This window comes from Streptomyces mesophilus (genome assembly GCF_040300965.1).
GTDB classification, from domain to species: Bacteria; Actinomycetota; Actinomycetes; order Streptomycetales; family Streptomycetaceae; genus Streptomyces; species Streptomyces mesophilus_A.
The window spans coordinates 1-13,932 of record NZ_JBEPEW010000082.1; the positions used below are offsets into that span (position 1 = coordinate 1).

At 70.7% G+C, this 13,932-nt stretch carries 12 protein-coding genes and 1 pseudogene; 11 read left to right on the top strand and 2 right to left on the bottom strand.

What is annotated here, in order from left to right:
- The 7 genes and pseudogenes from ABT367_RS25580 to ABT367_RS25610 all read left to right on the top strand — a co-directional run.
- A partial coding sequence (locus ABT367_RS25580; protein WP_352255435.1) for a glycosyltransferase family 4 protein occupies window positions 1-808 on the top strand: 808 nt, incomplete at its 5' end.
- A 64-nt stretch (window positions 809-872) separates the two neighbouring features.
- Entirely contained in the window at window positions 873-2,108 is a 1,236-nt protein-coding gene (locus tag ABT367_RS25585; RefSeq protein ID WP_352255436.1) for a class I SAM-dependent methyltransferase, read from the top strand.
- Window positions 2,105-2,899, top strand: a complete 795-nt coding sequence (locus ABT367_RS25590; RefSeq protein WP_352255437.1) for a glucose-1-phosphate cytidylyltransferase — start codon at window positions 2,105-2,107, stop codon at window positions 2,897-2,899. The genes ABT367_RS25585 and ABT367_RS25590 overlap by 4 nt, the downstream gene beginning before the upstream one ends.
- A pseudogene (locus ABT367_RS25595) lies at window positions 2,896-3,543 on the top strand (PIG-L deacetylase family protein); the annotation flags it as partial. The gene ABT367_RS25590 and the pseudogene ABT367_RS25595, both read left to right, overlap by 4 nt.
- Before the next feature lie 111 nt (window positions 3,544-3,654).
- On the top strand, window positions 3,655-4,680 hold the full coding sequence (locus ABT367_RS25600; RefSeq protein ID WP_352255438.1) for an NAD-dependent epimerase/dehydratase family protein: 1,026 nt from the start codon (window positions 3,655-3,657) through the stop codon (window positions 4,678-4,680).
- Window positions 4,681-4,724: 44 nt separating this feature from the next.
- Window positions 4,725-6,029, top strand: coding sequence for a DUF4910 domain-containing protein (locus ABT367_RS25605; RefSeq protein ID WP_352255469.1), 1,305 nt, complete (start codon window positions 4,725-4,727; stop codon window positions 6,027-6,029).
- 5 nt (window positions 6,030-6,034) lie between these two features.
- Window positions 6,035-7,342 (top strand): hypothetical protein, encoded by a 1,308-nt coding sequence (locus tag ABT367_RS25610; protein WP_434975535.1) that lies wholly within the window; start codon window positions 6,035-6,037, stop codon window positions 7,340-7,342.
- On the opposite strand, the gene ABT367_RS25615 is transcribed toward ABT367_RS25610, so the two are convergent.
- On the bottom strand, window positions 7,322-8,953 hold the full coding sequence (locus tag ABT367_RS25615) for an IS200/IS605 family accessory protein TnpB-related protein (RefSeq protein WP_352255470.1): 1,632 nt from the start codon (window positions 8,951-8,953) through the stop codon (window positions 7,322-7,324). The genes ABT367_RS25610 and ABT367_RS25615 overlap by 21 nt on opposite strands.
- A gap of 191 nt (window positions 8,954-9,144) precedes the next feature.
- On the opposite strand from ABT367_RS25615, the gene ABT367_RS25620 reads away from it, so the two are divergent.
- From ABT367_RS25620 to ABT367_RS25635, 4 genes are read left to right on the top strand one after another with little or no spacing between them, the layout of a single operon-like run.
- A complete protein-coding gene (locus ABT367_RS25620) occupies window positions 9,145-10,092 on the top strand; it encodes a glycosyltransferase family 2 protein (RefSeq protein ID WP_352255440.1) in 948 nt (315 codons plus the stop codon).
- Window positions 10,089-11,300 (top strand): polysaccharide pyruvyl transferase family protein, encoded by a 1,212-nt coding sequence (locus tag ABT367_RS25625; RefSeq protein ID WP_352255441.1) that lies wholly within the window; start codon window positions 10,089-10,091, stop codon window positions 11,298-11,300. The genes ABT367_RS25620 and ABT367_RS25625 overlap by 4 nt, the downstream gene beginning before the upstream one ends.
- On the top strand, window positions 11,297-11,848 hold the full coding sequence (locus ABT367_RS25630) for a dTDP-4-dehydrorhamnose 3,5-epimerase family protein (RefSeq protein ID WP_352255442.1): 552 nt from the start codon (window positions 11,297-11,299) through the stop codon (window positions 11,846-11,848). The genes ABT367_RS25625 and ABT367_RS25630 overlap by 4 nt, the downstream gene beginning before the upstream one ends.
- A 7-nt stretch (window positions 11,849-11,855) precedes the next feature.
- A complete protein-coding gene (locus ABT367_RS25635; RefSeq protein WP_352255443.1) occupies window positions 11,856-13,187 on the top strand; it encodes a glutamate-1-semialdehyde 2,1-aminomutase in 1,332 nt (443 codons plus the stop codon).
- Between the two features lie 116 nt (window positions 13,188-13,303).
- Here the strand turns inward: ABT367_RS25635 and ABT367_RS25640 are convergent, their stop codons facing one another.
- Window positions 13,304-13,915, bottom strand: a complete 612-nt coding sequence (locus ABT367_RS25640; RefSeq protein WP_352255444.1) for a phosphatase PAP2 family protein — start codon at window positions 13,913-13,915, stop codon at window positions 13,304-13,306.
- Window positions 13,916-13,932 lie beyond the last annotated feature (17 nt).

The following is a 13,932-nucleotide window of genomic DNA, read 5'->3' on the forward strand; positions in this document are numbered from 1 at the left end:
CACCGAGTGCGTCGGCTCCTCGCCGCTGCCCGCCGTCCGGCACGGCTGCTACCGCGGCTCGCGCCTCGCGACGGTGCCGCTCGCGGTGAGCATGGCGGTCAACCGGCGCAGATGGTGGTCCGGTGCGGCGCGGTTCCTGTGCATCTCCGAGGCGCAGCGCGACGTTCTTGTACGGGCCGGTCTGCCGCCCGAACTCGCTTCGGTGAAGCACAACTTCGTGCCCGACCCCGGGGTCGTCCGCACCGGCGACGGCGAGCATCTGCTCTATCTCGGGCGGCTCGCCGAGGCCAAGGGCGTACGGCTGCTCATGGCCGCCTGGGACGAGATCGCGGAGGTCGGCGGGGTGGGGGTGCCGCTGGTGATCGCGGGCACGGGACCGCTGGAGCGCGAGGTGACCGCATGGGCGGCCGGCCGGGACGACGTGCGCTACGTCGGCCTCTACGACACGGACCAGTGCCGCCAGGCCCTCGCCAGGGCGGTCGCCGTGGTCGCGCCTTCGACCTGGCTCGAGGCGTTCGGCCTGGTGGTGGTGGAGGCGATGGCGGCGGGGGTGCCGGCCGTGGCCGCCGGACACGGCGCGTTCGCCGAACTCGTCGAGGACGGAACGACCGGGCTGCTGCACCGGCCGGGCGATCCCGCCTCGCTCGCCTCGTGCCTGCGCCGGATCACGGCCGACCCGGCGCGGAACGGGGAGATGGGGCAGGCGGCCCGGCACCGTTACGAGAAGGACTTCAGCCCGGCCGTCGGGCTCGAACGCCTGGTGGACGCGTACCGCACGGCGACAACTGCACAGGCGACAACCGCATAAGGACCGCACTGGACCGGGGCGGCAACTGCACAAGTACCGCACTGTCATAAATGGGGGGCAGTAGATGACACGATGCCGACTCTGCGGCTCGACGGCGCTGGCGAGCGTCGTCGATCTGGGGGCGACGCCGCCGTGCGAGAGCTTTCTCGCAGCGGACCGACTCGACCTGCCGGAGCCCGCGTTCCCGCTGCATCTGCGGGTCTGCACGGACTGCTGGCTGGCGCAGATCCCGCCGCTGATCACACCCGAGGAGACGTTCAAGGAGTACGCGTACTTCTCCTCGTACTCGACCTCCTGGGTGGAGCACGCGCGCACCTTCGTCGCCGACGCCGCCGGGCGGGTGGGGCTCGGGCAGGACGCGTTCGTCGTCGAAGTCGCCAGCAACGACGGGTACTTGCTCCGTCATGTGGTGGACCGGGGGATCCGCTGCCTCGGCATCGAACCCTCGGTGAACGTCGGCGCAGCGGCACGCGAGGCGGGGGTGCCCACGCTCACGGAATTCCTGAGCCCGGCCGTGGGGTCCGCCGTCCGTGCCGAGCACGGACCGGCCGACCTCGTCGTGGCGAACAACGTGTACGCACACATCCCGGACGTCGTCGGGTTCACCGAAGGGCTGCGCGCCCTGGTCGCGGACGACGGCTGGGTCTCCATCGAGGTGCAGCATCTGCTGACCCTGATCGAGGAGAACCAGTACGACACGATCTACCACGAGCACTTCCAGTACTACACGGTCGCCTCCGCGATCCGTGCCCTCGCGAGCGGCGGACTCGCCCTCGTGGACGTCGAGCTGCTGCCCACGCACGGCGGCTCCATCCGGCTGTGGGCCAGGCCGGCCGGGGCGGCCGGTGAACCGAGCACGCGCGTGGCCGACGTACTGGCCCGCGAAAAGGCCGCAGGCCTCCAGGAGTTGTCGGGCTACACCGAGTTCTCCGCCCGGGTCGCGAAGGTCCGCAGGGACCTCCTCAAGTTCCTCATCGAGGCGGCCGAACGCGGTGAGACCGTCGTCGGCTACGGCGCCCCGGGCAAGGGCAACACCCTGCTCAACCACTGCGGCATCCGGCCCGACCTGCTCGCGTACACGGTCGACCGCAACCCGTACAAACACGGCAGGTTCACACCCGGCACGCGTATCCCGATCCTGCCGCCCGAGCAGATCGCCGCCGACCGGCCGGACTACGTCCTCGTCCTGCCGTGGAACCTGCGGGCCGAACTCGTCGAGCAGCTGTCCTTCGTGCACGCATGGGGCGGCCGCCTTGTCTTCCCCATCCCGGAACTGAGCATTGTCGAGGTCACGCCATGAAGGTCGTCCTGTTCTGCGGCGGTTACGGGATGCGGATGCGCAGCGGATCCGCCGACGACATCCCCAAGCCCATGGCGATGGTCGGCCCCAGGCCGCTGATCTGGCACGTCATGCGCTACTACGCGCACTTCGGCCACACGGAGTTCATTCTCTGCCTCGGCTACGGGGCGCACCACATCAAGGACTTCTTCCTGCACTACGAGGAGACGACGTCCAACGACTTCGTGCTGCGCGGCGGGCGGACCGAGCTCCTGTCCACCGACATCGCCGACTGGACCATCACGTTCGCGCAGACCGGCGTGGAGTCGCCGATCGGGGAGCGGCTGCGCCGGGTGCGCCACCACCTCGACGGCGACGATATGTTCCTCGCCAACTACGCCGACGTCCTCACCGACGCCCCGCTGCCGCAGATGATCGACTCCTTCACCCGGCGCGACGCCGGCGCCTCCATGATGGTCGTGCCGCCGCAGTCCTCCTTCCACTGCGTCGACCTGGGCGAGGACGGTCTGGTGGGCGGCATCACCGCGGTCAGCGAACTGCCGCTGTGGGAGAACGGCGGCTACTTCGTGCTCCGCCAGGAGGTCTTCGACCACATACCCGAAGGCGGCGACCTCGTCGCCGACGGCTGCGCCCAACTCGCCAAGCGCGGACGCCTCGTGGCGCACCAGCACCGCGGCTTCTGGAAGCCGACCGACACGGTGAAGGAACGCGCCGCACTCGACGCCGCCTACGCGCGCGGCGAGCGGCCGTGGGCGCTGTGGGAACGGGAAGACGCCGGGGTGAGCGCGTGATCCGGCTCGGCGTGGGGCGACGCCTCGACCGCATCGTCGCCGTGGGCGCGCACTGCGACGACATCGCCATCGGAGCCGGCGGCACGCTCCTGACGCTGTGCAGCGCGCGGCCGGGCCTGCGCGTCGACGCGCTGGTGCTCTGCGGTGGTGGCAGCGACCGCGAACAGGAGGAGCGGGCCGCCCTCGCCGCGTTCTGCCCGGGCGCCGAACTGCGCCTGACCGTGCTCAAGTTGCCGGACGGCCGGGTGCCCGCGCACTGGGAGGAGGCCAAGGCCGCGGTCGAGGAGCTGCGCGAGCAGACCGAGCCGGATGTGGTCCTCGCCCCGCGCACCGATGACGCGCACCAGGACCACCGCGGCCTGGCGCAGCTGGTCACCACCGCATTCCGCGACCACCTCGTCCTCGGCTACGAGATCGTCAAATGGGACGGCGACCTCGGCCGGCCCGTGGCGTACCAGCCGCTCGCGCCGGAGCTCGCGGAGGAGAAGGTGCGGCTCCTGTACGAGCACTACCCCTCGCAGCGGCACCGGTCCTGGTTCGACCGCGAGGCGTTCCTCGGGCTCGCCCGCATCCGCGGCATCGAATGCCATACGCGCTACGCCGAGGCGTACGCCGCCACCAAACTCACGCTCGACCTGGGCGCCTTCACGCCGAGCGCTTCCATATCTAGCGCTTCCGTAACGAGCGCTTCGGCGCCTGAAGTTTCCGCACCGAGCGTTCCCACTCCGAGCGCTCTCACCCTGGGGGACTGAACCTTGCGCGTACTCCTGACCGGACACCAGGGCTACCTGGGCACCGTGATGGCCCCGGTGCTCACCGCCGCCGGACACCAGGTCACCGGCCTCGACGCCGGGCTGTTCGCCGACTGCGTCCTCGGCCCGCCGCCCGCCGACCCGCAGGGGCACCGGGTGGACCTGCGCGACGTCACGGCCGAGCACCTGGCCGGGGTCGATGCCGTGATCCACCTGGCCGCGCTCTCCAACGACCCCCTGGGATCCCTCGCGCCCGAACTCACCTACGACATCAACCACCACGCGTCCGTACGCCTGGCCCGACTCGCGCGCGACGCCGGAGTGCGGCGCTTCCTGTACGCGTCGACCTGCTCCGTCTACGGCGCCGCCGGCGGCGAGGACCTGGTGGGCGAGGACGCCCCGCTGCGCCCGGTGACCCCGTACGCGGAGTCGAAGGTGCGCGTCGAGGACGACCTGCACGCCCTGGCCGACGACGACTTCAGCCCCGTCTGCCTGCGCAACGCCACCGCCTTCGGCTACTCACCGCGGCTGCGCGCGGACATCGTGCTCAACAACCTGGTGGGCCACGCCTTCCTCTCCGGTGAGGTCCTTGTGCTCTCCGACGGCACCCCCTGGCGACCGCTGGTGCACGCCGCCGACATCGCGCGCGCCTTCACCGCCGCGCTGAGCGCACCACGCAAGGCCGTGCACGACCGGGCGTTCAACATCGGCAGCGAGATCAACAACGTCACGGTCGCCGAGATCGCCGAGCAGGTGGCCGCCGCGGTGGCCGGCTCGAAGGTGGTGATCACGGGCGAGAACGGCGCCGATCCGCGCTCCTACCGCGTGGACTTCTCCCGCTTCCGCACCGCGATCCCCGGCTTCGACTGCGAGTGGACCGTCAAGCAGGGCGCACTCGAACTGGCCGACGCCTACCGGCAGTTCGGCCTGACCCGCGAGGAGTTCGACCGCCGCTTCACCCGCCTGGCCGTACTGAGCGCGGCCTCCGAGGCCGGCACCGTCGACGACACCCTGCGGTGGCGCCGATGACCGAAGCCGGCGCACCGTCGATGACCGCGGCCGACCCACCGTCCATGACGACCGCGGCCGACGCATCCACGACCGGGGCCGGCCTCGGCCGGCAGATGCACGCCCTGGTGGAGCGGCTGTACCCGCTCTGCCGGAGCATCACCGGGGACGGCGTGCGGGCCACCCTGGAGATCGTCGGCGAGTACCTCCCGCTCCAGATCCACGAAGTGCCGACCGGGACGCAGGTCCTCGACTGGACGGTGCCGCAGGAGTGGAACATCCGCGACGCGTACATCGCCGACGGCACAGGCCGCCGGGTCGTCGACTTCGCCGCGTCCAGCCTGCATGTGCTCGGCTACAGCGTGCCCGTCTCGGCCACCATGCCCCTGGCCGAACTCCGCGCTCATCTGCACACACTGCCCGACCAGCCCGACTTGGTTCCGTACCGCACCAGTTACTACAAGCCGGACTGGGGATTCTGCCTGTCCCAGAACACCCTCGACGCCCTGCCGGACGGCGACTACGAGGTACGCATCGACTCCACCCTCGCCGACGGCCACCTCACCTACGCCGAGCACGTGATCCCCGGCCAGGTCCCCGAAGAAGTCATCGTCTCCTGCCACGTCTGCCACCCGTCCCTTGCCAACGACAACCTGGCCGGCATCGCCGTGGCGACCTACCTCGCGCGGGCCCTCGCCGAGCGGACGCCCTACTTCACCTACCGGTTCATCTACGCACCCGGCACCATCGGCGCGATCACCTGGCTGGCCCGCAACGCCGAACGCATCGACCGAGTCGAGCACGGACTCGTCCTTGCCTGCGCAGGCGACACAGGCCGGCTCACGTACAAGCAGAGCCGGCGCGGCGACGCGGAGATCGACCGGGTGATGCGGCACGTCCTCGCCGCATCCGAACGCCCGCATGAGATCACCGAGTTCACCCCCTACGGGTACGACGAGCGCCAGTACTGCTCACCCGGATTCAACCTCGGCGTGGGATCGCTCAGCAGGACCCCGTACGCCGGATACCCCGAGTACCACACCTCGGCCGACAACCCGGACTTCGTCTCGCCCGAGGCCATGGCGGACACCCTCGCCGTCTGCCGCGAAGCCTTCGCCCTGCTCGACCGCAACCGGAGATACCTCAACCTCAGCCCTTACGGAGAACCGCAGTTGGGCCGGCGCGGTCTGTACGACGCGCTCGGCGGCCGCAGCGACACCAAACAGGCCCAGATGGCCATGCTCTGGGTGCTCAGCCTCTCCGATGGCGACCACAGCCTCCTCGACGTGGCCGAACGGGCAGGGCTGCCCTTCGACACCGTCGCCGCCGCGGCCGACGCCCTGCGCGTCGCCGGACTGATCAAGGCATGACGCCGATGACCACCGAGGGGGAGAAGACGACGACCTCGGTGGTCCGGGCCCGGCACGCCCGGCCCACCGCCATGCGGGCCGTCGTCGGCAGGCTGTCGTGGGGCCTGGCCGACCAGGCGGCCTCCAGCCTTACCAACTTCGCGGTGGGCATCTACGTGGCCCGTTCGCTCGGACTCGTCGCCTTCGGCGTGTTCGGCCTGGCCTGGGTGACGTACGGCGTCGTGCTCAACGTCTCCCGCGGACTGGCCACCGACCCGCTCGTGGTCCGCTTCAGCGGCGTCACGGACGCGTCCTGGCGCGGCGCCGTCGCCCGGTCCTCGGGTACGGCTGTCTGCGTCGGCGGTGCGATCGGCGCGCTGTGTCTGGCCGTCGGGCTGTGCGTCGGCGGCCGGGTGGGACCCCCGTTCGTCTGCCTCGGCGTCATGCTGCCGGCGCTGCTCCTCCAGGACGCCTGGCGCTACTCGTTCTTCGCCGCGGGCAAGGGACGCAAGGCGTTTGTCAACGACCTCGTCTGGGGCATCGCCCTCATCCCGGCCATGGTGGTGGCCGCCCGCGTCGGCAGCGTGGCCGCGTTCGTGCTGGCCTGGGGCGCGTCCGCCGCGGTCGCCGCGGTCTACGGCTGCTTCCAGTCCGGCATCCTGCCCCGGCTGACCGGAGCACGCGGCTGGCTGCGCGAACAGCGCGACCTGGGCTACCGGTACCTGGTCGAGAACGTCAGCCTCAGCGGCGCCGTCCAGCTGCGGGCGTACGGGCTCGGCGTGATCGTCGGCGTCGGTGCGGTGGGCGTGATCCGGGGCGCGGAGCTGCTCCTCGGCCCCTTCCTGGCCCTGCTGATGGGGCTGTCCCTGGTCACCGTGGCGGAAGCGGCCCGGGTACTGCGGGAGGCCTCGCACCGCCTCGCCAAGTTCTGTCTGCTGCTCAGCGTCGGACAGGCCGCCGCCGCACTGCTCTGGGGCGGGGCGCTCCTGCTGGTGCCCGACCGGCTCGGTGAGCTCGTGCTCGGTGCTGTCTGGGGCGCCGCCTCGCAGCTCATCGTGCCGGTCACGCTCGGCGTCGTGGGCTCCGGCCTCGGCACCGGAGCGGCGGCCGGTCTGCGCGCGCTCGGCGCGGCCCGGCGCAGCCTGCGCTGCCAACTGTTCGCCTCCGCCTGCTACATCGGCGCCGGCCTCGGCGGAGCGGCGGTCGGCGGCACGGCCGGCTCGGCCTGGGGCGTCGCCGCCGCGACCGTCGGCAGCTCGGCCGTGTGGTGGCTCCAACTGCGTTCCGCTCTGCACGAGTACCACCAACCGTCCCTAGCCAGTGGACAGGAGTGAGTCTTGGCCCGATTCCTGCTCACTGCGGACATCCCGAACGGTTCTGGATGTCCTGGTCGCCCGCGTGCTCGCCGCGTCCGGCAGCACGGATCGTGTCCGCGGTCCGGGAACGTGGGGGCGGGGTCCCTCACGCCCAAGAGCCTCCGATCTCGCCTGGACGGTCCGATGCCCGTGCGTATCACTCCGGTATGCACGGGGCGGTGCCGTCCGTCGTCGGATCGGGTGCCCTTGAGCGCGTCGCCCGATTGCGATGCTCGCCGCATCGTGCCGGGTGGTCTTGCGGGTGTTGCTGGTGGTGGGCTCTTGCCAGTACTGGCCACCCCATTTGCTGGTGTACGCCGGGTCCACGGCGATGATCGTGATCCCGGTGACGTCGGCCATGGAGGTCAGTCGGGCACGCAACTTGGCGGTCGGCATGCCGGAGATCAGCTGCCGGAAACGGCGTTTTCGTCCGTGCTTCTCGCGGGTCTTCTCGGCGGCGAAGTCGAGGTCTTCGATCGCGATGGCCTTGACGCCGCAGGTCTTTGCCCAGTTCAGCAGCCGGGTCAGGGCATGCCGTACCTGAGCGTCGCGGTGATCGGACGACCCGCTGAGGTCGTAGGAGAAGCGGCGGGGCCCGCCGATCGGATTGCCATGTTCATCGAGGCGCCAGGCGGCCAGGTGGTCGGCATTGGTGTCCACACCGATCACACCGTGCGCGAGGGCGGCCTCAAGAGGGATGTTCGGGGTGGCCGGGATCTGCCAGGACGCGGTCAGGTACCAGCGTCCGCGCTCGACATCCAAGTGGATGCGGTAAGCGACCGCCCGGTTTGCCGCCACGCGGTCAGCCCACTGCTGCCCCCGATGTGCGAACTTCACCTTCGAGGCGAGGACGTACCGTCCGTGCGGGGCGTTCGCCAACTCGGTAAGCGGAATCGGCAGCTTGAGCGAAACCTCACCATCGGGCGTAACGCGGATCGTCTCGTTGCCGAACAACTTGCCCGACTCGCCATCGGCCTGCAGAAACCAGCGCTCTGCTTCCCACTGCTGTCGCCACACGGCTTCAGTGAGGTCGACCTCACCGAGGTGGTGACGCATGCGAAGCAGATGCTTACCACCTCGCACAACTTGCACTCGGCCCGCTTGCTGGTCGGCCCTGTTCCGGTCGAGCCGGTTCTCCAGCACGTGCACTCTGCGCGCCTTCTGAAACCACTCGCGCTCGGAACGGTAGCCACCCAGTGTTCTCTTAGTGCCGTTCTCCGCAAGAGGGAGCGACAGCCGGTATCGAATCATCCGGATCCCGGCCTCAAGGGATGCCACGTGCGCTGCTTGACCGCGACGGGCGAGCGCCCACTGATCGTGGGTGGCCTTGGTGTTCGAGCCCGCCCACCGGGACGTCGACACGGCTGTCAGGCCCCGCTTGCGGCGCGCCCAGCTATCTGCCGTGTGTTCCAACGCTTCATGGCAACGCTTCTTCAGGTCCTTCGAGGCGAGCGAGCCGAGGTGCGCACCCACCTCCTGCAGAACCTGTTCATCTCCGGGTGTGAGGCCCTTCAGCCGGTCACGGAGTGCGACTCCCGAAGGCCCGGGCACGACGAACGGCGTCGCCACCTTCCGCACCACCCTCACCATGCCCCCCGAGATGTCCGTCACCGGGAACAACGACCATCTGCCGGACAGGTCACCCGTTCGGCAACTGAACGTCCGTGCACCGACGTTGCGACGGAGCAATCCAGGTGCGAACCCTCGCACACCCGCACTAGTACACACCTGTGTCCGCCCACTCACAGCAGTTCACAACCCCCCAATGAAGCGAGGACACCATGAACGACCACCCCCGGCTCAGCATCGGGCTGCCCGTGTACAACGGTGAGGAGTATCTTCCCGAGGCGCTCGACGCCCTTCTCGGCCAGACCTACGAGGACTTCGAGCTCGTCATCTCCGACAACGCCTCGAGCGACCGGACCCAGGAGATCTGCCACAAGTACGCCGTGCGCGACTCCCGTATCCGCTACATCCGGCTGCCCCGGAACATAGGGGCGGCGCCGAACCACAACTATGTGTTCACCGAGTGCCGCGGCGAGCTGTTCAAGTGGGCCTCGCACGACGACCTTTACGCCCGGGACCTGCTGCAGCGCTGTGTGGAGGCCCTCGACGAGCGGCCCGACGTGGTCCTCGCCCACTCCGGGCAGGCGGTCATCGACGGTGACGGCAAGGTGACGGTCCCGTACGAGTACACGCTCGCCACCGACTCGCCGCACGCGCCCGAGCGCTTCCGCAGCATGCTGTTCGAGGCGGGCGGCGACGACTTCTACGGGGTGATACGGGCCGATGTGCTGCGCCGGGTGAAGCCGCACGACAGCTACCACCACGCGGACCGCACCTTCGTCGCCGAGATCACCCTGCACGGGGCCTTCCACCAGGTGCCGGAGCTGCTCTACTTCCGCCGCGACCACCCCGCCCGCGCCGAACGCGCCAACCCCTCCAAGCGCTCCCGCTGCGTCAACCTCGACCCGCGCCGGGCCGGACCGCTGCACCCGACGCCCCGGCTGCTCGCCGAGTACGTGTGGGGCTTCGCCTCGGCGATCAGGCGGGCCCCGCTGTCGCCGTCCGAACGGCGCGCGTGCTACCGGCACTTGGCGACCTGGCTGGCCAGCAGGGCCAGGCCGGGTGCCGGTGAGCGGGTCGAGGACCGTACCCCCGTGGACCCGGCGCTGCTCACGGTCTCCGTCGACGACCTGGTCGCCGGCCGTGAGGGGAGGCAGGCGTGAGTGCCGTCCGCGTCGGGGTGTTCGGGCTGCTCGGCTCGGGGAACCTCGGCAACGACGGATCCCTGGAGGCCGTGCTCGGCTATGTGTGCACCGAGCATCCGGACGCCGTCGTGGACGCACTGTGCGGCGGGCCCGAGGTGGTCAAGGCCCGCTACGGGATCGAGGCGACGCGACTGCACTGGTACGGGGGCGAATACCGGACCGCGTCCCGTGCGGGCGCGATCGCGGCGAAGGGCCTGGGCAAGCTCGTCGACATCGTGCGCACCGCCGCCTGGGTGCGCCGCCACGACGTGGTGATCGTGCCCGGCATGGGGGTCCTCGAGGCCACGCTGCCGCTGCGGCCCTGGGGTTTCCCGTACGCACTGTTCCTGCTCTGCGCGACCGGCCGGCTCTTGCGCACCCGGGTCGCGCTGGTCGGCGTCGGCGCGGACACCATCCGGGAGCGTCCCACCCGCGCCCTGGTGCGCTGGTCGGCGCGGCTCGCCTCCTACCGCTCGTACCGCGACACGCTCTCCCGCGACGCCATGCGCGCGATGGGTGTGGACACCGGGCACGACCGGGTCTGCCCGGACCTCGCGTTCGCCCTGCCGACGCCCGCGGAGAGCGAGCGGCCGGTCTCGACAGGCCTGGTCTGCGTAGGTGTCATGGACTTCCACGGCGGCAACGACGACCGGGCCCGGGCCGAGGAGATCCACCGGCGCTATCTCGACGGCGCGATCCGCTTCGTCCGCGCGCTCGTGGCGGACGGCCGCCCGGTCCGGCTGCTCACCGGCGACTCCTGCGACTCGCCGGTCGTGGCCGCGATCCTCGACGCGGTGGACTCACCGCTGGTCACCGCCGCCGAAGCGACCTCCCTCACCGAGCTGATGGAGGAGATGACGGGCGCCGACGCCGTGGTGGCGACCCGCTATCACAACCTCGTCTGCGCCCTGAAGGCCGGCACACCGACCCTCGCCCTCAGCTATGCGGCCAAGAGCGACGCGCTCATGGAGCGGATGGGCCTGGGCGGGTACTGCCACCCCGCCCGTGAGGTCGACGCGGACCGGCTGCTCGAACAGTTCCGGGAGCTGGAGAAGCGGGCGGGGGAACTGCGCCGGACCTTGGCCGAGCAGAACCTGGTCCTGACCGGGCAACTCGACGACCAGTTCCGCGAGTTGACCATTGCCCTGTTCCCGTCAGCCGGCCGCGCCCACCAGGAGACCCGATGAAGGTGACCGAAGTACCGGCGATCGCGGGCGCGTTCCTCTTCGAGCCCACGCCGCACGCCGACGAGCGCGGCTTCTTCAGCCGTACGTTCGACGCCGACGCGGTCCGCTCGGCGGGCCTCGACCCGCACGCGTTCGTCCAGGACAGCCTGTCCCGCTCGCTACGGGGCGTGCTGCGCGGTCTGCATCTGCGCTCCGGCGCCGGTGAGTCCAAGCTCGTGCGCTGCTCGTACGGCAGGATCTTCGACGTCGTCGTGGACCTGCGGCCGGACTCGCCCACGTATCTGGGCCAGGGGTTCTTCGAGCTGTCCGACGACGCGCAGACGACGCTGTACGTCCCGGCGGGGTGCGCGCACGGCTTCCAGGCGCTGACCGGGATCGCCGACGTCTCGTACCGGATCGACCGTGCGCACGATCCGGCCGAGGACGTGACGATCGCCTTCGACGACCCGGAGCTCGCCATCCCCTGGCCGCTGCCGGTCACATCGATGTCCGCACGGGACCGGCAGGCGCCGAGCCTGGCCGAAGTCCTGAAGCACAAGGAGAGTTGAGGCCGCCGTGGACCACTCGGACGAAGAGATCCGGCTGCCCCGATCGCGGCAGGCCAACGAGCGGCTGCACGCCCTGATCCCCGGCGGCGCCCACACCTATGCCAAGGGCGAGGACCAGTACCCCGAGGACCTGGCCCCCGTCATCAGCCACGGCCGCGGCGCTCATGTGTGGGACGTCGACGGCAACCGGTACATCGAGTACGGCTCCGGTCTGCGCTCGGTCAGCCTCGGTCACGCCCACCCGCGTGTGACCGAGGCGGCGCGGAGGGAACTGGACCGCGGCAGCAACTTCGTGCGGCCGTCGCTCCTGGAAGCCGAGGCCGCGGAGCGCTTCCTGGCCACCGTGCCGAGCGCGGAGATGGTGAAGTTCGCGAAGAACGGCTCCGATGTCACCACCGCCGCCGTACGTCTCGCCCGTGCCGTCACCGGACGCCCGCGGGTGGCCTTGTGCGGGGACCATCCCTTCTTCTCCGTGGATGACTGGTTCATCGGCACCACACCGATGTCGGCCGGCATCCCGGCGGCGATCACCGAGCTGACCGTGTCCTTCCCATACGGCGATCTGGCGGCCACGGAGGAACTGCTGCTGCGGTACGAGGGCGAGATCGCCTGCCTGATCCTCGAACCCGCCGGGCACCAGGAGCCCCCGCCCGGCTACCTCGAAGCCCTGCGTGAACTGGCCGACCGGCACGGCTGCGTACTGGTCTTCGACGAGATGATCACCGGCTTCCGCTGGTCCGAGGCGGGCGCGCAGGGCCTGTACGGCGTCGTGCCCGATCTGTCCACGTTCGGCAAAGCGCTGGGCAACGGATTCGCGGTGTCCGCGCTCGCCGGGCGCCGTGAGCTGATGGAGTGGGGCGGACTGCGGCACTTTGGTGACCGGGTGTTCCTGCTGTCCACCACGCACGGTGCGGAGACGCACTCCTTGGCCGCCGCGATGGCCGTCCAGACCACGTACGTCGAGGAGGGCATCACCGCGCAACTGCACTCCCTGGGGGAGAGGTTGGCCGCCGGGGTGCGCGCGGCCGCGGACGGTATGGGGGTGGGCGAACACGTGGTCGTCCGGGGCCGGGCGAGCAACCTCGTCTTCGCCACCCTCGACGAGAACGGGCGGCCGTCACAGGAGTACCGCACCCTGTTCCTGCGCCGACTGCTCGCGGGCGGGGTGCTGGCCCCGTCGTTCGTGGTCAGCAGCGCGCTCGACGAGGCCGACATCGACCGCACGGTGGACGTGGTCGCCCAGGCATGTGCCGTATACCGCAAGGCACTTGACGCCGCCGACCCCACGCCCTGGATGGGCGGCCGGGCGGTGAAGCCCGTCTTCCGCCGCCTGGTGTGAAACCCGCCTTAGGTCGTCCGGTGTGAGCCTGGGGGGCGTGAGGTGAGGTATCGGCTTGGGGTGTGGTGCCGTTGTGAGGTGAGGTTCCGGCGTGAGCCGGTGCGCCGTTGCGCGGGTCAGCGGCGGTCCTGGCGGTCGCCGCCGGCCCGCCGCTGCGCCACACGGTCGATCAGCCACGCGGTCGCGACGACCACGGCAAGAGCGGTGCACCAGCCGCCGAGTACATCGGTCGGATAGTGCGCCCCCAGGCCCACCTGAGCCCAGCCCATGGCGGACCCGACCACCAGCGCGGTGGTCAGGACGAGCGCGGTGCCGGCCGCCCTGCCGAGTCCGGTCCGCTCGGCCGCGACCAGCGCCATGACGAGCGCGACCGCCGTCACGTAGGCGGTGTGCCCACTCGGGTAGGACAGGAACTCGCCGTGAATGGTGCGCCCCACCACGGACTTGAGCACCGTGGTCGTCCCGACCGCGAGGGCGGCTCCGGCCACCACGAGCACCGCGGCGCGAGGGCGCCGCAGCAGCAGACAGCCCGCGACGGCGGCCACTCCCAGGAGCGCCGCTCCGGCGGGCTCGCCCCAGAAGTCGATGATCAGCGCGAGCCCGCGCCAGGGTGCCCGGACGCTGTCGTCCGTCGGGTCGACGAACCACCGGTCCACCCGGCCGGGTTCACTGTGATCCGCGTACATGATCCCGACGGTGACCACCGTCAGCGCGGCGAGGAGCGCCAAGAGCCCGAGTGCCGGGC

Bases quoted from the DNA above. Each gene is read 5' to 3' on its own strand.
- ABT367_RS25585 (WP_352255436.1), top strand. From the start codon at position 873: ATGACACGATGCCGACTCTGCGGCTCGACGGCGCTGGCGAGCGTCGTC.
- ABT367_RS25590 (WP_352255437.1), top strand. From the start codon at position 2,105: ATGAAGGTCGTCCTGTTCTGCGGCGGTTACGGGATGCGGATGCGCAGC.
- ABT367_RS25605 (WP_352255469.1), top strand. From the start codon at position 4,725: ATGACGACCGCGGCCGACGCATCCACGACCGGGGCCGGCCTCGGCCGG.
- ABT367_RS25610 (WP_434975535.1), top strand. From the start codon at position 6,035: ATGACCACCGAGGGGGAGAAGACGACGACCTCGGTGGTCCGGGCCCGG.
- ABT367_RS25615 (WP_352255470.1), bottom strand. From the start codon at position 8,953: ATGGTGAGGGTGGTGCGGAAGGTGGCGACGCCGTTCGTCGTGCCCGGG.
- ABT367_RS25620 (WP_352255440.1), top strand. From the start codon at position 9,145: ATGAACGACCACCCCCGGCTCAGCATCGGGCTGCCCGTGTACAACGGT.
- ABT367_RS25630 (WP_352255442.1), top strand. From the start codon at position 11,297: ATGAAGGTGACCGAAGTACCGGCGATCGCGGGCGCGTTCCTCTTCGAG.